19 protein-coding genes and 1 pseudogene are annotated in these 18,632 nt (G+C 33.7%); 7 read left to right on the top strand and 13 right to left on the bottom strand.

Translation table 11 applies throughout. The features are described 5' to 3' along the window. The 4 genes from SBL16_RS06805 to pgsB are packed head-to-tail and all read right to left on the bottom strand — an operon-like array spanning position 1 to position 2,860. Positions 1-177 (bottom strand): hypothetical protein, encoded by a 177-nt coding sequence (locus SBL16_RS06805; protein WP_011274859.1) that lies wholly within the window; start codon positions 175-177, stop codon positions 1-3. Beyond that, positions 152-1,225 (bottom strand): CapA family protein, encoded by a 1,074-nt coding sequence (locus SBL16_RS06800; protein WP_048667803.1) that lies wholly within the window; start codon positions 1,223-1,225, stop codon positions 152-154. Before SBL16_RS06800 ends, SBL16_RS06805 begins: the two co-directional genes overlap by 26 nt. 23 nt (positions 1,226-1,248) lie before the next feature. Beyond that, on the bottom strand, positions 1,249-1,701 hold the full coding sequence (gene pgsC, locus SBL16_RS06795) for a poly-gamma-glutamate biosynthesis protein PgsC (RefSeq protein WP_011274857.1): 453 nt from the start codon (positions 1,699-1,701) through the stop codon (positions 1,249-1,251). A gap of 1 nt (position 1,702) precedes the next feature. Then, the gene (pgsB, locus tag SBL16_RS06790; protein ID WP_011274856.1) at positions 1,703-2,860 is read right to left on the bottom strand and encodes a poly-gamma-glutamate synthase PgsB; all 1,158 of its coding nucleotides are present in this window, start codon (positions 2,858-2,860) and stop codon (positions 1,703-1,705) included. A gap of 426 nt (positions 2,861-3,286) precedes the next feature. On the opposite strand from pgsB, the gene SBL16_RS06785 reads away from it, so the two are divergent. Beyond that, positions 3,287-3,607 carry a hypothetical protein gene (locus SBL16_RS06785; RefSeq protein WP_317953362.1) on the top strand — a complete coding sequence of 107 codons (321 nt, stop codon included), beginning with the start codon at positions 3,287-3,289 and terminating at the stop codon, positions 3,605-3,607. Positions 3,608-3,625: 18 nt separating this feature from the next. On the opposite strand, the gene SBL16_RS06780 is transcribed toward SBL16_RS06785, so the two are convergent. Next, entirely contained in the window at positions 3,626-4,510 is an 885-nt protein-coding gene (locus tag SBL16_RS06780; RefSeq protein WP_233664033.1) for an AraC family transcriptional regulator, read from the bottom strand. 99 nt (positions 4,511-4,609) lie between these two features. On the opposite strand from SBL16_RS06780, the pseudogene SBL16_RS06775 reads away from it, so the two are divergent. Further along, positions 4,610-5,538: pseudogene (locus tag SBL16_RS06775) on the top strand (EamA family transporter). Positions 5,539-5,648: 110 nt separating this feature from the next. Here the strand turns inward: SBL16_RS06775 and SBL16_RS06770 are convergent. After that, the gene (locus SBL16_RS06770) at positions 5,649-6,620 is read right to left on the bottom strand and encodes an alpha/beta hydrolase fold domain-containing protein (RefSeq protein ID WP_107611628.1); all 972 of its coding nucleotides are present in this window, start codon (positions 6,618-6,620) and stop codon (positions 5,649-5,651) included. 163 nt (positions 6,621-6,783) lie between these two features. Between SBL16_RS06770 and SBL16_RS06765 the strand changes: the two genes are divergently transcribed. Then, on the top strand, positions 6,784-7,740 hold the full coding sequence (locus tag SBL16_RS06765) for an L-lactate dehydrogenase (protein ID WP_107611627.1): 957 nt from the start codon (positions 6,784-6,786) through the stop codon (positions 7,738-7,740). Positions 7,741-7,910: 170 nt separating this feature from the next. Here SBL16_RS06765 and SBL16_RS06760 read toward each other — a convergent pair whose 3' ends face one another. Beyond that, on the bottom strand, positions 7,911-8,243 hold the full coding sequence (locus SBL16_RS06760) for a thioredoxin family protein (protein WP_053016105.1): 333 nt from the start codon (positions 8,241-8,243) through the stop codon (positions 7,911-7,913). A 20-nt stretch (positions 8,244-8,263) separates the two neighbouring features. Continuing rightward, entirely contained in the window at positions 8,264-8,668 is a 405-nt protein-coding gene (locus SBL16_RS06755) for an acyl-CoA thioesterase (protein WP_053016104.1), read from the bottom strand. 202 nt (positions 8,669-8,870) lie between these two features. Between SBL16_RS06755 and SBL16_RS06750 the strand changes: the two genes are divergently transcribed. Further along, positions 8,871-9,923 carry a zinc-dependent alcohol dehydrogenase family protein gene (locus tag SBL16_RS06750; RefSeq protein ID WP_107634536.1) on the top strand — a complete coding sequence of 351 codons (1,053 nt, stop codon included), beginning with the start codon at positions 8,871-8,873 and terminating at the stop codon, positions 9,921-9,923. A gap of 231 nt (positions 9,924-10,154) precedes the next feature. Then, positions 10,155-10,682: a LysE family translocator gene (locus SBL16_RS06745; RefSeq protein ID WP_107611644.1), complete on the top strand. Its 528-nt coding sequence runs from the start codon at positions 10,155-10,157 to the stop codon at positions 10,680-10,682. A 64-nt stretch (positions 10,683-10,746) separates the two neighbouring features. Here the strand turns inward: SBL16_RS06745 and ptsG are convergent, their stop codons facing one another. The 5 genes from ptsG to cidR form a co-directional block, all read right to left on the bottom strand. Continuing rightward, a complete protein-coding gene (gene ptsG / locus SBL16_RS06740; protein ID WP_107613179.1) occupies positions 10,747-12,813 on the bottom strand; it encodes a glucose-specific PTS transporter subunit IIBC in 2,067 nt (688 codons plus the stop codon). 397 nt (positions 12,814-13,210) lie between these two features. Beyond that, a complete protein-coding gene (locus tag SBL16_RS06735; RefSeq protein ID WP_037538548.1) occupies positions 13,211-14,950 on the bottom strand; it encodes a pyruvate oxidase in 1,740 nt (579 codons plus the stop codon). 48 nt (positions 14,951-14,998) lie between these two features. After that, complete coding sequence (locus tag SBL16_RS06730) at positions 14,999-15,685, bottom strand: LrgB family protein (protein ID WP_053016100.1); 687 nt, start codon at positions 15,683-15,685, stop codon at positions 14,999-15,001. A 1-nt stretch (position 15,686) separates the two neighbouring features. After that, the gene (locus tag SBL16_RS06725; protein ID WP_107611624.1) at positions 15,687-16,073 is read right to left on the bottom strand and encodes a CidA/LrgA family protein; all 387 of its coding nucleotides are present in this window, start codon (positions 16,071-16,073) and stop codon (positions 15,687-15,689) included. 292 nt (positions 16,074-16,365) lie between these two features. Continuing rightward, positions 16,366-17,250: a cidABC operon transcriptional activator CidR gene (gene cidR, locus SBL16_RS06720; RefSeq protein WP_107611623.1), complete on the bottom strand. Its 885-nt coding sequence runs from the start codon at positions 17,248-17,250 to the stop codon at positions 16,366-16,368. A 192-nt stretch (positions 17,251-17,442) separates the two neighbouring features. Here cidR and SBL16_RS06715 point away from each other — a divergent pair, with 192 nt between their 5' ends. Continuing rightward, the gene (locus SBL16_RS06715) at positions 17,443-17,658 is read left to right on the top strand and encodes a sterile alpha motif-like domain-containing protein (protein ID WP_107611622.1); all 216 of its coding nucleotides are present in this window, start codon (positions 17,443-17,445) and stop codon (positions 17,656-17,658) included. 530 nt (positions 17,659-18,188) lie between these two features. Continuing rightward, the gene (locus tag SBL16_RS06710) at positions 18,189-18,623 is read left to right on the top strand and encodes a CHAP domain-containing protein (protein ID WP_107611620.1); all 435 of its coding nucleotides are present in this window, start codon (positions 18,189-18,191) and stop codon (positions 18,621-18,623) included. Positions 18,624-18,632: the final 9 nt, after the last annotated feature.

The raw sequence follows: 18,632 nt of genomic DNA, 5'->3' as shown, positions 1-18,632 counted from the left end.
CTAACTGGCCCCTTTAGATAAATATTGCTCCGTTGCATCTTTTAATTCATTTTTCTCATAGTTATCAAGGCCTTCGTTCGCTTTGGCAAACGTCACCATCAATAGAATTGCAATTATAATGAGCGTTGTTACAATACCTAACCAATGTTTTTTAATATTCAAAGGTATATCCTCCATTCTCCTCTTTAAGGTGAATTGATTTATCATTTATATTATTGTAATAACGTTGTGCCTCCATCTTATTCATGTTGTCTTTCGTTATTTTGCCATCTGCACCACGTACAGGTGTAATGCTAAATTTATTATGCTGCCCATTCCAATCGTGCTGAACTACCATACCTTTTTGGTTTTTAGATAAGAATGAATCTGATGTTAAATTACCTAAACTATAGAAGATACTTGCATTTTTATATTTTTCAACTTTTTGGACAACTGAGTTATGACCAATGATTACATCTGCACCGGATTTCACTAGCGCATGTGCGTATTCTTTTTGACGATCCGTCACACTACGTTCATTGGTAATACCCCAATCCACGTTTACGACAACTAAATCGTTATTTTCTTTTAAGTTTTTGATTAATGGAACAAATATTTTTGGGTCTAAACTAATAGATGTTGTATTTTTAAGTGGATCTTCATAGTTTGAACCTACGTCAGTGAATGACACGTTAGCTATTTTTTTACCTTTAACCGTTTGTTGCACCGTCTTACTATTAATTGGGTTAGAACCATTACCAGTCATAAAGTTATAATCCGTTTGTGCTTCCACTTGTTTACTTAAATCTTGGGCTTGCACGTTATCAATCGTATTATTAATTAAATTGACACTTTTAACATTTTCTTTTTTCAAGAACATAATGTTCTCAATATTCTTCTTGATGTTCGTTTTTGGATCGTTTGAGAAATGGCTCACTAGAAGTGAAGCAGTTGAAAAGTCACTTTGTTGAAGTGGTTGTTTTAACCCTTTAAACACTTCGTTAAGATCCATTTGTCGAAAATGTTTATTCAATGTGATATTACCTAAATATGTACTACGAATATAATCATTACCTGAGCTTGGCATTGCCTCGACTGGCTCAACTTTTACAGCTCTAATAGCGAATACTAGAAGTACAAGTGCCACAATTAAAACGATAAGTGTATAACTAAAATTGAAACGTTTGTGACGTTTCGATTGCTTAAGTAACCATTCGCTCGCTGATAACCGTTTTTTCTTTTTCATTACTCTGCGCTCCTTGCTCGCGATTAATTAATAAAGCTATATAAGAATAAGATGACATACGTGATACATGTAAGTAACATCGTTGTTGATAACGTAATCACGACACCTTGCTTTTGAATTGTATTCGCAATGATTCCAGGAATAACGACACCAATACCAGACACTTCAACCATTTCAAATGGCGTCAATGGATAAATCAAGTCGAACAGGAATTTAAGTACCATCCCAGTTAAAATCATCGCCGCAAATTTTCTTCTTCCGTACAAAATAACCCATCTACTAATACCGTATGTAACTATGAAAAATGTTAAACAACTAATGACTAACACAGATAACAACATGATGGGTTGATCGAATATAAGTGCTAAGTAACCCGGTACAACGAGTCCTGCTGGATTAATCCCAAATTTCTCGGCAAATATTAAACTTAATACAATACCGACAAATAGGGAGAAGTATAATTCTGAACCAATCATTTTATTCTATCCCTTCTATAAATTCTGCTATTCTACCACCTGGACCATGAATATTTCCTACACAGAATATGAGTGCGTTTTGTGATTCTTGCAAAATGGCTTTCTCAATTTCTGGGAACTCACGGTTTTCAAAATTAAGATATTTTTTATCAGGTAAGTGTTGCATTAAGTCTGTCACCATTTGTGTACTTTTACCTGTACAAATGAGTGTGTCAAAGTCTACATCATCAATAAAGTTTTCAACAAATTGACGCGTTCTATCTACCCTATCTGAACGACAATTTAAAATCACTACTTTTTTCGTATATGGATAGTTATAAGATTCAACTTTATTTAAAATAGCTTTTGTCGATTGAGGTTCATTAGCAGCAAATGCATTAACAAATACATTTCGTGTGCGATTTGCATTAAAATATTTGATTTCAACCGCACCAGGATCAGGTGGTGCATTTAACATACCTCTCAATGCAGTTTCCTTATCAACGCCAACAGCTTCTGCAACGCCTAATGCAATAGCAACATTATCTGGGAAGACAAGATATGGAAACTTTCTTAAATATGATTCTGGAACTTCATCTTTATCTACGACAATTAACTTTGTTTTACGTTTCTTAGCTTCTTTTGCGAAGAATTTCGTATAGTCGTCTTTCATAACAACTAAAGTCCCTTTGTAAGGAATTGTTGCAGTAAACGCTTGAGCAACATCTTGAAGTGTAGGTCCAAGCACGTCCATGTGGTCTTCCATGACATTGACGATAACGCCTATATTGGCTTTAACTAAATCTTTTTGAAAAGTAATTTGATAGTCTGGATTAACTGCCATACATTCATTAACTAAAGAGTCAGCTTTTTGTTTAACAACTTTGCGCACAATGTCACGTTGTTCACCAATATTCGCGCCTTGTGGTTTTCTAATAACGGGGTATTCCTTGTCAGTAAACCAATACAACATTCGAGCATCTGTTCCTGTGGTTTTACCAATAACATGGTAATGGTCTTCTCTTAAAACGCTATAAATCATTCTCGTAATCGTTGATTTACCACGAATACCATTAATGTTGATTCTAATTGGAATCTTATTGAGTCGATTAGTATGGCGATTCTTCTCTTTAATACCAAGCCATAAAATCAATGCGATACAAATTATAATGAGAATCACAGTGTAGTACCTCTCTTTAATTGTTTTAATATTAAGTTGTCTAAATACGTATTTCATTGCTATGTATATCAAAAATGTCTTTAAACATTTTCTATAGAAGTGACTAATAAATCCAAACGCTCTTACTTCATATGAACATAATAAATAAATTATTACTTCTAATAAGGGTATGCTATCATGTGCGTATTTAGTCAGTTTTAACATTGTAAATCTAATGTAAAATTATATTAACAAAGATTAATTTTTTTAGAAATATTCAATATTTTACTTTTACAAATAAAGAATAAATTTAAAAATATTTTTCTAAAATTTAAATCTAGTTCTAGTTATTTGAGAAATCATCAAATATTTACGTCGCATTTACATTAGATTAAAATTCTGATGTTAATTTAAAGGTATTAAAGATACAACTTTAGGAGGATACTGATGGGTAAACCTTTGACTAAACCTGTTAAGATAGCAATTAGCATATATTTAGCAATGGTATTATTAGTTTGTTCAAGCTATTTGGTATTGATTCTTGTGGGTAGCTTACAAGGCAATGATATGAGTAGCTCAGTTTTAGACACAGACCATCAACACATTTATAGTGTTACTAAAGATTCTAACGAAGGCATAAATGATACAAAGTTAAATAAGGCTTCAGCAACAAGTGATGATGTTGCCAAAGAAGAAACCATTTCAAATACAAATGATACAATTTCAAATACAGATACTGAAAAAGTAGGTGCAAGTTCATCTGATTGATGACACTATGCACCTACTTTATTTTAAATACTTTGCATATTTTATTTGAAATTGCTTAGGAGTAAGTGAATATTTCTGCTTAAAATTTTGTATAAAGTAACTTGTAGTTGAGAATCCACAATCCATTGCCACTTCAGTCACATTTTTATGATGATACATGAGTTGCTTAGCACTTTGCTCTAGTCGATAATTTTGTAAGAAATTGAATGGCGTGTCCCCTGCAAATCGTTTAAACAACTTAATCGTCTCCGCTTCGCTCATATGAACCATATGACTTAACTCACTTAGTTTTACTTTATTATGATAATGACTTTGTAAGTATTGAATACATTGTTTAACTCTTGGATCAAAGAAATATTGATTGATTTGTTCATATTGATCAAAAATATTTAAAAGATGATTTAGACATTGATAAAATTCGCTAAGAATTTGCAGTTGATAATAATCTCTTTGTGATAAGTAAATATGTCCTACTCTCTCAATACGCCGTAACAAACTTACATTTTCTTCACCTTTTGGTATTAATTTAATAAATGGAATGGACTGTGCTTGATCAACAATTCGACTAACATAAGTAAAATTGATATATTCCGTGACATTGGGCAACCCAATGTTCCAGCAATAGAAACGCGCGCCTTCATTCGCGTCACGAATTTCATGTACAACGTTTGAATTAATAAATAATCCTTCCCCTTCATGTATCTCCAATGTATTTTCTGCTAACTTTACCTTAATCACACCGTTTGTGACATACATAAATTGCAAGGCATAATGCCAATGTAAAGGTATATATCTGAGTAATGTCTCACTCAATGATGTATGTAGAATGACATGTGGCCAACGTCGATCAGGATAATTAATCTTTTCTTCTAAGTCTTCATTAATAATAATTTCAGAAACCATATCACACCACCTCAATATCTTGATACTTTTACTCATTATTTGAGTATTATCAAATTTATATACATTATATTATGAGATTTATAATAAAACAAAATACAGATGGAGGTGCATTCAATGAATCACACACAACACAGATTAAAAGGAGTATTATTTGCAATTATAGGTGCTACTTTATGGGGATTAGGTGGGACTGTTTCCGACTTACTCTTTAATCAACGAGATATTGAAGTGGATTGGTATGTTACTGCTCGCCTACTAATAAGTGGCATTTTCTTATTGAGTCTGTACAAACTATTACATCCTAAGCAATCTATGTTTATTGTTTTTAAGAAGCCCAAAACAATCGTTAGTTTGTTTATATATAGTTTAATCGGGATGCTTTTGTCCAATACGCTTATATGGCATCCATCGCAACCGGCAATGTAGCAGTAGCTACACTTCTCCAATACATTGCACCAGTCTATATCATTATTTGGTTCGTCATACGTGGTCTTGATGTATTTCGTCCTTTTGATATTTTAGCCATTGCCATGACGCTAATTGGGACTTTTCTACTTTTAACAAATGGATCTATCTCTCATTTAGTCGTATCACCTACGAGTTTGTTCTGGGGAATCATCTCTGGCTTAGCACTTGCGTTTTACACGATTTATGCCACAGGCTTACTTGAAAAGTTCCCTTCAATTTTAATCGTAGGATGGGCAATGATTATTTCAGGTTGTGCAATGAGTTTCAAGCATCCTATATGGGATGTTAGCTTTAGCAACATGAGTGCATCTACAATCATTTATTTAATTTTTGGGATTATTGCTGGGACTGCTTTCGCATTTTATCTATTTATAGATAGTCTTAAATACTTATCACCTAAGGAGACAACGTTATTAGGTACGATTGAACCAGTCATAGCAGTTGTTACAAGTGCATTATGGCTGGGTGTTACTTTCCAATCAGTCCAAGTCATTGGAATCGTATTAATTCTTATTTTAATTTTAATGTTGTCACTTAAGAAACAACCGGAAGAAATGTAATCAATAAAGTAGCGCCAAGGAATTGAACGATAACTAGCCTGAATGGCGCAAAATTCTTCATGAATTCATCGTGTCACTCTGGTAATTATCTCGTCCTCGGCGCTTAATTTTTATAGAATAATTGATTTAAGTTGTGTAAAGAATTTCTGTCTTTCTGGTAATGGGAAGATAGGATAAATGTGGAATAAATTATATCCTGGCATAAAATCATGTTCAATACCTTTATCATTAAGCATTTGGGATAATTTTAAAGCGTCAGGGTATAACGTTTCCTTTGTACCAATAAAAATGGATAATCGACCTAATCCTTCTAAGTCACCGTTAATCGGCGATATTCTATAGTCCTCAATAGGTAGTTGGCCAGCCCATAATTTTATAAAGTATTTACTACCTTCTATACCTAACATTGGATCAATGCGTTCATACGTTTTAGCATCTGGATTGCTTAACGTACCATCTAACACTGGAGATAGCATTACAATATGTCCCGGTTGTGGAAGTGTAGTTTCTGCTTTTAAATATTCGGCAAATGACAATGCAATTTGTCCCCCTGCAGAATCTCCCATCACAATAAGCTGTTCACTACTTTCAACTTTGGCAGCTGGTTTATCATAAATAAGTTTTAATAATTCGAATGTAGTACGATAATCACGATGAGGTACTTTAGGATAAATTGGCATAATGACCTTCGCATCAAGTTGTCCTGCGAGTTCATCTATAAAATTAAAATGATTATCTAGTGGATCTTGGAACCATGCGCCACCATGAATATATAAAACAACTTTTTGTTGATGATTACGTTGGTCATTCACAATATATGTGACACACCCATTCCAACTTTTTGTTCGAACGTCATGTTTAAATTCATAACTAGTGCCGCCATATTTTCCAGCTGTAATTTCTTTCGTTTCTTCCAATGCTTTTTTCGCGTCCGCTTCATTTTCAAACGTTTTTTTCATGCCAGACATACGTATATATTTTTCAGTTATAAAACTTTTGTAACTGCGTTTTTCTTTAACTTTAATAAATGCTAATGTTCCTAATATCGCAGATGTTGCTACGGTTATCATACTTTTTTTCATAGCTTAAACGACCTCCTATACATGTCTATATTATAAACCTTAAATGACAATTCATTTAGTAATTAACACTGTTATCGTTAAACAATATTTTCATTTTAAGGCAAACATGCTATCCTTATATAAATTATCTGAATTTTCAAATTATAAAAGGAGGCAACGATTTATGGCACGTCATAAAATTGTACTTATTGGAAGTGGTTATGTAGGATCTGCGTTTGCACATGCAATCGTAGCTAAAGGTTTAGTGGATGAGATGGCAGTTATAGATATTGATGAGGATAAAGCTAAAGCAGATGTGTGGGATTTAAATCATGCGACTCCATTTGGCGATAACTTCGTAAATGTGCATGTCGGACAGTATGAAGACTGTAAAGACGCTGATATTGTAGTGATTTGTGCAAGTGCTAAACTTGCTAAAGGTGAAACACGTCTTAAGCTACTAGAAGATAATGTAGACATTTTTGTACCAATGATTCAACGCATTGTCGATAGTGGTTTCGATGGCTACTTTGTGTTACCTTCCAATCCCGTTGACATTATGAGTTATGTCGTTAAACGAGTGTCGAATTTTCCTAAAAATAAAATCATTGGTTCAGGCACTTCTTTAGATACTGCGCGTTTCCAATTCTTTTTAAGTCGAGAATTCGATGTAGCACCGAATCAAGTCTATGCACCTATTATTGGTGAACATGGTGATTCACAAGTCGCAGTATGGTCACACGCACAAATTGCAGGTGAGCCGGTGTTAGATTTATTACCTTCTAATACGAATTTAGAAGCATTTAAGACTTCCATTTCCAACCGTACAACTCAAATTGGTTACGATATTTATGTTCGAAAAGGCACAACCAATTTCGGAATATCACTAAGTCTAGTTAGAATCGTAGAAGCCATCTTATTTAATAAAAATATCATTATGAATGTTTCAAGTTACGTTGAAGGTGAATATGGGTTGAGTGATGTATATATCGGTGTACCTACCGTTATTAACGGAAATGGTGCTGACCGAGTTATTGAATTAGCTCTCTCAAAGGAAGAATTATCACAGTTACATCATTCTGCTGATATCATCTTAGACTATCAGCGACAAGCGGATGCAATCATTGATCAAATGCGCTGATATTAAAAGTAAGTGAGTGGGGAGCGGGAAAGAAATTAATTCTTAACCCCAGCTTGCTTTGCTTGTAGAATTTCTGAGTGAAATTCTCTTTGCTGGGGCCCCGAACCCCACCTTGCTTTATTTGTAGTATTTCTTTATGAAATTCTCTTTGCTGGGGCCCAGCTCTCACTTTATGTTTCAAAGCAACTATCATACATTAATTTCAATTGATGTTCGAAGCGTTGCATATCTATAAATCGTGCTTGGCGATGCATTTCTTTACCATTCATAAAGATTAAATCAACGGGTACAGTAAATATAGATAATTCACCTGCAATGGTTTCGACATCTGATTGATTTATGACGGCGAGTTTTGCATTAGGGTAAGATGCTACAATATCTTCAATTTGTGGTAATACTGCATGGCACACTGAACAATGATCCCGCATTACGTGGACTACTACTAACTGATTATTATTAATAATTTGATGGAATGCTTCCATATTACTCAAATGTTTTGCCATATCCTCACCTATACTTTCACTTATTTTAATAAGTTTTGAAATACCTCTGGCATCTTAGTTACTCTTTGACGTTCTAAATCTAAGAAACCACCTGTTTGCTGTCCAATACAATGCACTTTGTCTCCAGACGTAATTTCAAATTTAAATACCCATTTCATTCTTCCGCCTTTAACAAACCAGCAACGCCCAACAGGTTTATCGTGTATCGTAATTGGAACTTTATACTCTATTTCTGTCTTCATTAATATTGGCGATATATGTTGCTTCATCATTTCTGAAAATGTCATATATTCATTAATAAATATTGTACGTAAATCTTCAAACCAACGTATATAGACGATATTACTTACAATCCCCATTGCATCGATATCGTAATTGTTAACTTCGATTTCTCTTTCGGCGACTAACAAGCCTTCATGTTCCATAAAATATAATCTCCTTTAAGTCATCATTCAATTATATTTTACGACGTTTACATGCATTTTTCATCTAATTTAACTATACAACATTTAATGCGCGAACTATATATGTCTATTTTATTATATATTATTTTTATTAAATACATAAGCAAATTTACATGGTATAATAATTGTGAAAATATTCACATATTTTAGGAGGATGATTCATATGAAAGCTTATGTTTATGAAAAGCCAGGGGTCGCAAAACTGATTGATAAAGAGAAGCCAGTCATTACGGAAAGTACAGATGCAATTATTAGAATGGTCAAAACAACGATTTGTGGTACAGACCTACATATTATCAAAGGCGATACACCGGAAGTACCATCAAACACAACACTTGGCCATGAAGGTATTGGTATCGTTGAATCAGTTGGTTCAAGTGTAAACAACTTCAAAGTTGGAGATAAAGTCATTGTTTCTTGTATCTCGTCGTGTGGTAAATGTTACTACTGTAAAAAAGGTATTTATGCACATTGTGAAAAAGATGGCGGTTGGATATTAGGTCACCTCATCGATGGTACACAAGCAGAATATGTTAAAGTACCTTTCGCAGACAACTCTTTATACCATGCACCAGAATCTTTACCAGACGAAGCACTCGTTATGCTCTCCGACATTTTACCAACGGGTTATGAAATTGGTGTTTTAAAAGGTAAAGTTAAACCAGGTAGTACGGTTGCGATAGTGGGTGCAGGTCCAGTTGGATTAGCTGCATTATTAACAGCACAATTTTATTCACCTTCTAAAATTATTATGCTCGATTTGGATGATAATCGTTTAGCAACTGCCAAGGAATTAGGTGCTACACATACAATTAATTCAACGAATGTTGAAGATGCTGTTGCTCAAGTAAAAACATTGAACCATCGTGGTGTGGACGTAGCCATTGAAGCTGTTGGTATTCCACAAACCTTTGATTTATGTCAAAAGTTAATTGGTGTTGACGGTACAATCGCTAATGTTGGCGTTCATGGATTACCAGTACAATTTGATATTGATAAATTATGGATTAAGAATATTAATGTGACAACAGGTTTAGTTTCAGCCAATACTACTGAAGAATTATTAGAAGCTTTGAAAAGTAAAATTATTCAACCTGAACAATTGGTGACACATTATAGCAAATTAAGTGATATTGAACATGCTTATGAATTATTCAGAAATGCAACGGATCACAAAGCAATTAAATTACTTATAGAAAATGATATCACTCAGTAATTCTTTATACACATTTAATATATAAATTTAAAATGACCTTTTACCATTCTATGCGTATTTCGATTAAGTGCAATTAGTGGTTAAATGTCTTATTTTGATAAAATCAAATCTTATTTATCAGAATTATCTAAATTTTATATCATTTTCATATCCATTGGTTTTAGAATAGTCTTATTCAACTTTTTGAGAGGAGCGATGTGTTTGTTCTCTTACTTGCTTTTTATTACTACCATGTCATTCACTCCCGGACCTAACACCATCATGGCAATGTCCGAAGGTCAACGTAAAGGATTTATTAGAGCCTTACCTTTTAATTTGGGTGTACTTATAGGTATTTTATTTACATTGGCGATCGCTTTAGTGTTCTCAGAACCTTTAAAACATAATCATAGCTTTATTTTTATCATGAAAATTATAGGTACGATTTACTTACTATATCTTGCGTATCATGTGTTGATTTCAAAACCTGATAGTGCAAAAGAGGCTTTAGATCGCCCTGTACTCAAAGGTATATTGATTCAAGCTACGAATGTTAAAGCAATGTTATATTTTTTAACTGGTTTAACAACGTTCACTTTACCTGATACTTGGAATTCTACTTTTGTACGCTCGGTTTTACTCATTGTTATTGGTATTGCAGGCGCAATCGTATGGAGTCTTTTAGGACAAATGATGAATCGAATCTATCAACAACATTATAAAATCATTAATGTAATTATCACAGTTTTATTACTCTATAGTGCTGTAGAACTATGGTAAAACTCAATCACTGTATTGCAAAAAACCTCCTGTCATTATTTCTGACAAGAGGTTTATTTTAATATTATTTAATTTTCATAATTGCTTTTCCTGGGTCTACTGATTCAACATCTTCAACTGTTAATGTTTTATCGCCCAAGTTAGTAATAATGATTGGTGTAACTGTGCTTGGCGCATGTTCTTTAAGGTAAGCTAGGTTAATCTTCATTAATGGTTGCCCTTGTGTTACAGGCTCATCTGCATTAACTAAACTTTCGAAACCTTCACCGTTTAATTTCACCGTATCAATACCGATATGGATAAGAACTTCTACGCCAGTTTCAGATTCTAATCCAATCGCATGTTTAGTTGGGAAGATTGTTTTAACTATACCATCGAATGGTGCCACGATTTCTCCTTTTTCTGGAACGAAACCAACACCGTCACCCATCATTTTTTCAGAGAATACTTTGTCTGGCACTTCAGATAATGGAATAATATGTCCAGTTCCAGGTGCATAGATTTCAGTTTCTTTAATATCTTCAACATGAACAGGTTCATCAGAAACTTCTTCAGTAACTGTTGTTTCACTAGGTTTCGTAATTTCACCTTTCATGATAAGTGACATATCATGTTTAATTTGGTCTGATTTTGGACCAAAGATTGCTTGCATGTTATTACCAACCTCAAGGACACCAGAAGCACCTAATGCTTTTAATCCTTGAACATCTACTTTAGATTTATCGTTTACTTCAACACGTAAACGTGTGATACAAGCATCTAAATGTTTGATATTTTCTTTACCACCCATTGCATCTAATACATCAAACGGTAATCTCGCAACACTTGAGTTACGGATTTCTTGTTCTTCATCTTCACGGCCAGGTGTTTTAAGATTAAATTTCTTAATTGCAAAGTTGAATAAGAAGTAGTAAACAACTGCATAAACTAATCCAACTGGAATAACTAATAAGGCGTGTGTACGATCCCAGTTTAATAAACCATAAAGGACATAGTCGATAAATCCACCTGAGAATGTCATACCAATCTTAACATCAAGTAAGTGCATGATTAAGAATGATGAACCTGCTAAGAATACGTGAATAACATATAATAATGGTGCTACGAACAAGAATGAGAATTCTAATGGCTCAGTAATACCAGTTAAGAATGATGTTAAAGCAGCTGATAACATTAAACCACCAACCACTTTTTTACGTTCAGGGCGAGCATTTTTATAAATTGCTAATGCTGCTGCTGGTAAACCAAACATCATAAATGGATATTTACCTGTAGTAAATGCACCCGCTGTGAATGGTACACCATCTTTCAATTGTGCCATCCAAATACGTTGGTCACCACGAACGAGTTCGCCTGCATGGTTTGTGTAATGGCCAAATTCGAACCAGAACGGTGCATAGAAAATATGATGTAAACCAAATGGAATTAATGAACGTTCAATAATACCAAAGATAAATGTTGTTAATGTTAAGTTCTTATTTAATAAGAAGTTTGATAAGCTATTTAATCCTTCTTGAATTGGAGGCCAAACGAAACATAATGCAATACCTGTAACGATTGCAACTAATGATGTTACGATTGGCACGAAGCGTTTACCTGCAAAGAATCCTAAGAATGGAGGTAACGTAATATTATAGTACTTGTTATAACACCAAGCAGCAAGTGCCCCCATGATAATACCACCAAACACACCCGTTTGAAGTGTTGGTATACCTAAGATTAAAGCATATGCTGGTAATTTATCCGCTTGACTAAGTTCTTTAGCGCCATCAGCGTAACTATAAATATCATCAATCGTGATATGCATGATTTGACCCATAGTGGCATTCATAATTAAGTAACCAACTAATGCTGCTAAAGCCGCAACACCGTCACCGCCAGCTAATCCAAGTGCTGTACCAACTGCAAATAGCAATGGTAAGTTATCAAATATAATTTGTCCGGCTGCTTCCATTACAGACGAAATCATAACGAAGACATCCATTTTTAGCCATGGTGCAATTTTAACAAGTTGTTCATTGTGCATTGCATTACCAAATGCTAATAAAATCCCGGCAGCTGGTAAGATTGCAACAGGTAACATCAATGCTTTACCGATACGTTGCAATTGACCGAAAAATTTCTTAAACATAATCCTTATTCCCTTCTACTCATATTGAACTTGATGACACAAAAAAGACATAAGCAATACTGAGAAAAGTAAGTTTAAGAAATAAAATTACTATACGTTGATTTACATCATGTATATTTGTCCCTTTTATCTCTCTTCTACTTTCAAAATACAAGGCCATGTGACGCTATAACATCGTCTAACAGAGAATTGTATTTTAATTAAGGCTATTAAATGCCCTAATCTCATTGATTGCTTATGCCTAATTTAATAGTAACACGCAGTTCTTTTTTCAATTAATTTATATTATATACATTTGATAAAACGTTTTCAATACTTTTTTATAAAAATTGTTGCCGACAAAATCAAAAGTTTGCCGACAACATTTATCAAGCGCTATTAGCGATTGAAGTATCTATTATAAGAAACGTTTAGCAGCGACAGAAATTGGTGGGATTTCGTCGAAGTCTAATTTTTTATCTTCAGTGATTGATCTGTAAGCCCATTTACCATAGTTGATTGCTTCTTCATTAACAATTTTACCTGGTAATGGTGCAGCATTTGGATCAACATGTACATCAACGATTGTTGGTACATTTTCATTTAACGCTGCTTCTACTACTTCATCGATACGGCTAGGATCTTTTAATACATAACCTTTACCGCCTGCAGCTTCAGCGAATTTAGCATGGTCCATATCAGAGAAATCAATGGCATATTCTAATTCACCTGCAGCTTGTTGTTCATATTTAATAAATGATAATTGTTTGTTATTCATAACAAAGATTGTCATTGGTAAGTCATATTGAACAGCAGTTGCAAAGTCTTGCATTACCATTTGGAATGCACCGTCACCGCTAATTGAGATAGCTTGACGTTTAGGGAAAGCGATTTTAGAAGCAATTGCTCCTGGAAGTCCGCAACCCATTGTACCTAACCAAGAAGATATAATAAATTTATTATTTACTGATAAGTTTAGGTAACGTGTTGACCAAACTGTAGATGTACCTACATCGATTGAGAATACAGCGTCATCGTCACTATATTTACTAATTGATTTCATTAAACGTTCTGGGCGGATTGGTGTGCTTTCTTGATTCATGTCTTGTTCCATCCATTTATCCCAAACAGCTTTACGTTCTAATGTTTTTTCTAAGAATGGGCGTTGTGGTACGTGTTTGATAACATCAGTTAATTGATGGAAAGCAAGTTTAGCGTCACCAACGATACCAACATTGACACTGAAACGATGTCCAATTACATCTGGGTTTGTATCAATTTGAATTGCTTTAATATTTTTCTTAGGTAGGTAGTCAACGTAAGGGTAGTTAGTACCTGCCATGATTAATAAATCGGCATCTTGAATTGTTTGGTAAGATGTTTTGGTACCGATTTTACCTAAGTTACCGATGCTATATGGGTGATCATCAGGAATGATTGTTTTAGCTGGTAACGTATGAATTACTGGAATTTTAGCCGCTTCTACAAATTCACGTAATTCATCTTTAGCATTTTGTGCACCTACACCAATAATCATTACTGGTTTTTTACTTTTATCGATTAATTTTGCAGCTTTTTTAATGCTACGTAATGTTGGAGTTGGTGCTTTTGGTTTAGTAGTGTCTATAGCACGATGAGTTGTGTCTTTAATTTTTTGAGTTAATAAGTCATTAGGACATACAACTACTGCTACACCACGTTTTTCGTATGCTGTACGAATAGCTTCGTTAACAATTTCAAATACGTTATCACCTTTTTGAATTTGGTGATTATATACAGATACATCTGAAACCATATCAGTTATGTTTGTTTCTTGGAACGCTTTTGTACCTAATAAAGTACTATTTGTTTGACCTGCTAAAATTAATTGAGGTACGCGATCCATTTTTGCATCATACATACCATTTAATAAGTGAACGATACCAGGACCACCAATACTTAATGCTACCCCAATTTTACCTGTCATTTTAGTGTATGAAGCTGCAGCTAAACTTGCTACTTCTTCATGACGTACATGATAGAATTTAAATGAGTCTCTAACAGTACGTAAACTATCTACTACTGCGTCAATTGAATCCCCTGGAATACCATATAAGTGATCAATATCCCATGCTTCTAACGCTTTAACTAATGCTTCGTTTGCTTTTATCTTCGCCATTATTACAATAGCTCCTTTCTCTTTTTAAACGAGTACAATATCTTCCCTTTAGTAGAATAAAATAATCATAATTGGAATAAGTATTGAACTAATTACAGCAGTTAATATCATTCCAATTGAACTGAATGCACCAGATTCAATATCGTGTTCTAATGCTTTTGCGGTACCGAAAGCGTGTGATGCATTCCCATATGTTAACCCTCTGGCAATAGAGGTCTTAAAATTACCTACTTTCAATAACATTGATCCCATCATACTACCTATTAAACCTGTAGTTATAATGAATAATACTGTAATCGTATCAGTACCACCTAATTCCTGTGATACTTCGATACCTACAGCAGCTGTTATTGAACGTGGTAATATTGTTACTATCGTCTCCTCGTCGTAACCCAATAAGTTTAACGAGGTAAACACTAACACAAAATTAAGTATTACGCCAACCATCACGCTTGAAAAGATAATACTTAAATTCTCAATAATTTTATGTCGATTCTTATATAGTGGGTAAGCTAAACATACAACAGTGGCATTCAATAAATGATTGATCCATTTACCACCTGTCATATAATCATGATAGTTTTGATGTGTTAACAATAATACAATAATGACACCAACCGAACCTACTAACGCTGGGTTCAAAAATGGATTATCATATTTTTGTTGAAGCTTTTTTGCAGCAAAATACATAACGACGGTCAACAATATCATTAAGATAGCTTGAATGAATGTCATACTAATGATGACCTCTCTTAACGTTAGGTTGTTTAACCATCTTTTCAGCGATGTAACCAGAAGCTAGTGCAACGCAACTTGTACCTACAATAATTAATAAGAAGAAAATGATATAACTCTTCGTAATATCAGAAACAACATCCATTATTCCTACTACAGAAGGTATAAAGAAAAACACCATTGTAGCTAATAGAAATTCTGCGCCGTCAGATATCCAATTCATACTTATCACTTTCAGTTCAAGTAAAATGTACAACAATATCATGCCTACGATACTTCCAGCTAGTGGTATATGCAATAATGTTTGCAATAAACTACCTAAGTAACTAATGACTATGATAATGGCAATTTGTATGATAACTTTTGAAATAAATAATACTTTTTTCAAGATGACTGACCTCCCACTAAAATATGTCGAAATTGTTACAGTGAAATTTAAACCTATATTCATCATTCTAATTCAACCTAAGAAAATAGAAAAATATCCATTTTAAATACCACCTATAGTTTTTTTCTATGTAATCGCTTTAATATCTATACGTATTGGTGTAGTTGAATGTCGATGACAATATTATTATGTCCATAATGGCTTTACGATAAAAAAATAGAGAAGCGTTTCGTTTAAACGCTTCTCTATTTTTATTTATCTATTTATTGTGTTTGTTGTTATGAAGTATCATTTAGTCATATTTTAATCTCTTGCTCATAAATTCTATCCATTTAGAGGTAGCATGACTTAATAGTTTATCCTTTTTCCAAATTGCACCTAATTCCCAACTCATGCCAGTATCCTCAATCTTAATACTTCTGATGTTGTCTTTGAGCATGTTAGCGATGTGCTCTGGTAAGATACTTACACCTAAACGTGCCAGCAACAGATACTCAATAAAGTTCCATTGCGAGACATTTGAAACCGTATTTGGGAGAAAACCTGCATTTTTAGCTGCGGCAATAATTTTATCATTAAGGTAAAAGTCTTCGTTAAACAATATAAAATCTTCATTCTTAAGTTCTGCCATTGTAACAGATTCACGTGATGCAAGGTCATGTTCTTTACTTACAACTAATCTCAAATCTTCACTATATAATGGTAAATAGTCAAAGACGTTCTCATCTATTGGAATAGTTGTAATTCCAATATCAATTTGATCATTGATAAGTCGCGTTTCAATAGATTTACCGCCACTTTCATTTAAATTATACGTAACGTTTGGATAGAGCTTGTGAAACTCACCTAGTATATAGATAAATTGTTGCATGTCCATTACTGCAGACATACCTATATTGATATGACCTGTTTCTAATCCTAATAGTCCATTAATTTCGAAAGGAATATTATCATATAACGCTATGATTTCCTCACACTTTTTATAAAATATTTTACCCGCATCAGTGAGTACGAGGTAACGCTTTTGACGATCAAATAATGTCATTTTCAATTCATTTTCTATATCTTTAATTGCTTTACTAATCGTCGGTTGCGCTATGTATAGAGATTTCGAAGCATTTGTCATACCACCTTGATTAACTACTTCCATAAAATATTTCATATGTTTGATGTCCAAATGCTCACCCACTTTGTTCATTATTGTAATTTCATTATACACGAAATATTTTTGAGAAAATAAAAATATGTAAAGTTAAACTAAATGTTTCCGAGAACAAGTCTAATTCAAATTCAATGTCAGACCCTATATGTTTCATTTTAAAAAAATGTTATAATCACATAGGCTCAAATTGATTGAAGAGGTGAGGCATTGAGCTTTTACGAATTTATGCAAAATTTTGTTGGTGATGACACACCATTAGGTGAATTGGTAAATTGGATTAATCAAGATAGCAATTTCCCTAAAGAAGTGAAGAGCCAAGTAGAAGTATTGTCATATTTTCGAAATAATCCATGTCCAGAATACATACCCGTGACTATCGTTAAAAGAGCATTGGCTGTTTTTAACCAATTCACAAATGTATGATTTCTAACTTGTTATTATACATCATGGACGTATCATCTCACCAAGCGCCTTTATGGCGCTTTTTTTTGGGAGTGGACAGAATTCTATTTGAATTCGTTGCCCCAGCTTGCATTGCTTGTAGAATTTCTTAGTGAAATTCTTTTTGCTGGGGCCCCGCACCCCCGCAAAGATGACTAGAGCTGAGAATAGCTGATTAGCACATCTTCTCAGTTCAGTCAGCTACTGCGAATATAATAGTTGAATTTAATATATTATTTTTATTTCTAAGCGCCTTTATGGTGCTTTTTTTATAGGGTAAACTTAAAAAATTTCACATTTAAATTAAGTAATGCTTTGAACTTTAAGACATTACCGTGCTACTATCTTAAATTGTGCAAAATTACTTTAATGTAAAATAAGTTACAAATTACGCTGTTATATTTCATATATTACAGTTACTTGTATAATTCGTTTCTTATATTGTATTAGACCTTTTTAACGAATATGATTAATACAGTTTTTAATTCTTTTATATTTTGAGGGGAACAAAAATGAAATTTAAAAAATTATTTTTACGTCTTTTACTCGCTACTGGAATCATGTTCGCAGGAACTTTTACATATCAAAACATTGAACACACGCACGTATCTGAAGCCGCTTCATATAACTACTATACGAAAGGTCAATGTACTTGGTGGGCATACCAACGTCGTGCTCAACTAGGTAAACCTGTATCAAATCGTTGGGGAAATGCAAAGAACTGGTATTACAATGCAAAACGCTCTGGTTATAGAACTGGTCACACGCCTAAACGCTACGCAGTAATGCAATCTACTGCAGGCTATTATGGCCACGTTGCTGTAGTTGAACGTGTATATAGTAACGGTAGTATTAAAGTTTCTGAATACAATTACAATAGACCGAACGCATACGGAACTCGCTACTTAAGTAAATGGTCTGCACGTAATTTTAATTACATCTACTAAAATAAATAT

Source organism: Staphylococcus sp. NWU MK-U1, assembly GCF_033283505.1.
GTDB classification, from domain to species: domain Bacteria; phylum Bacillota; class Bacilli; order Staphylococcales; family Staphylococcaceae; genus Staphylococcus; species Staphylococcus haemolyticus.
This window is presented reverse-complemented; position numbering and strand designations above follow the sequence as displayed.

What these genes read in the sequence shown, in the direction of transcription:
- SBL16_RS06805 (WP_011274859.1), bottom strand. Translation starts at nt 177, where the DNA reads ATGGAGGATATACCTTTGAATATTAAAAAACATTGGTTAGGTATTGTA.
- SBL16_RS06800 (WP_048667803.1), bottom strand. Translation starts at nt 1,225, where the DNA reads ATGAAAAAGAAAAAACGGTTATCAGCGAGCGAATGGTTACTTAAGCAA.
- pgsC (WP_011274857.1), bottom strand. Translation starts at nt 1,701, where the DNA reads ATGATTGGTTCAGAATTATACTTCTCCCTATTTGTCGGTATTGTATTA.
- SBL16_RS06785 (WP_317953362.1), top strand. Translation starts at nt 3,287, where the DNA reads ATGGGTAAACCTTTGACTAAACCTGTTAAGATAGCAATTAGCATATAT.
- SBL16_RS06780 (WP_233664033.1), bottom strand. Translation starts at nt 4,510, where the DNA reads ATGGTTTCTGAAATTATTATTAATGAAGACTTAGAAGAAAAGATTAAT.
- SBL16_RS06770 (WP_107611628.1), bottom strand. Translation starts at nt 6,620, where the DNA reads ATGAAAAAAAGTATGATAACCGTAGCAACATCTGCGATATTAGGAACA.
- SBL16_RS06765 (WP_107611627.1), top strand. Translation starts at nt 6,784, where the DNA reads ATGGCACGTCATAAAATTGTACTTATTGGAAGTGGTTATGTAGGATCT.
- SBL16_RS06760 (WP_053016105.1), bottom strand. Translation starts at nt 8,243, where the DNA reads ATGGCAAAACATTTGAGTAATATGGAAGCATTCCATCAAATTATTAAT.
- SBL16_RS06755 (WP_053016104.1), bottom strand. Translation starts at nt 8,668, where the DNA reads ATGGAACATGAAGGCTTGTTAGTCGCCGAAAGAGAAATCGAAGTTAAC.
- SBL16_RS06750 (WP_107634536.1), top strand. Translation starts at nt 8,871, where the DNA reads ATGAAAGCTTATGTTTATGAAAAGCCAGGGGTCGCAAAACTGATTGAT.
- SBL16_RS06745 (WP_107611644.1), top strand. Translation starts at nt 10,155, where the DNA reads ATGTCATTCACTCCCGGACCTAACACCATCATGGCAATGTCCGAAGGT.
- ptsG (WP_107613179.1), bottom strand. Translation starts at nt 12,813, where the DNA reads ATGTTTAAGAAATTTTTCGGTCAATTGCAACGTATCGGTAAAGCATTG.
- SBL16_RS06735 (WP_037538548.1), bottom strand. Translation starts at nt 14,950, where the DNA reads ATGGCGAAGATAAAAGCAAACGAAGCATTAGTTAAAGCGTTAGAAGCA.
- SBL16_RS06730 (WP_053016100.1), bottom strand. Translation starts at nt 15,685, where the DNA reads ATGACATTCATTCAAGCTATCTTAATGATATTGTTGACCGTCGTTATG.
- SBL16_RS06710 (WP_107611620.1), top strand. Translation starts at nt 18,189, where the DNA reads ATGAAATTTAAAAAATTATTTTTACGTCTTTTACTCGCTACTGGAATC.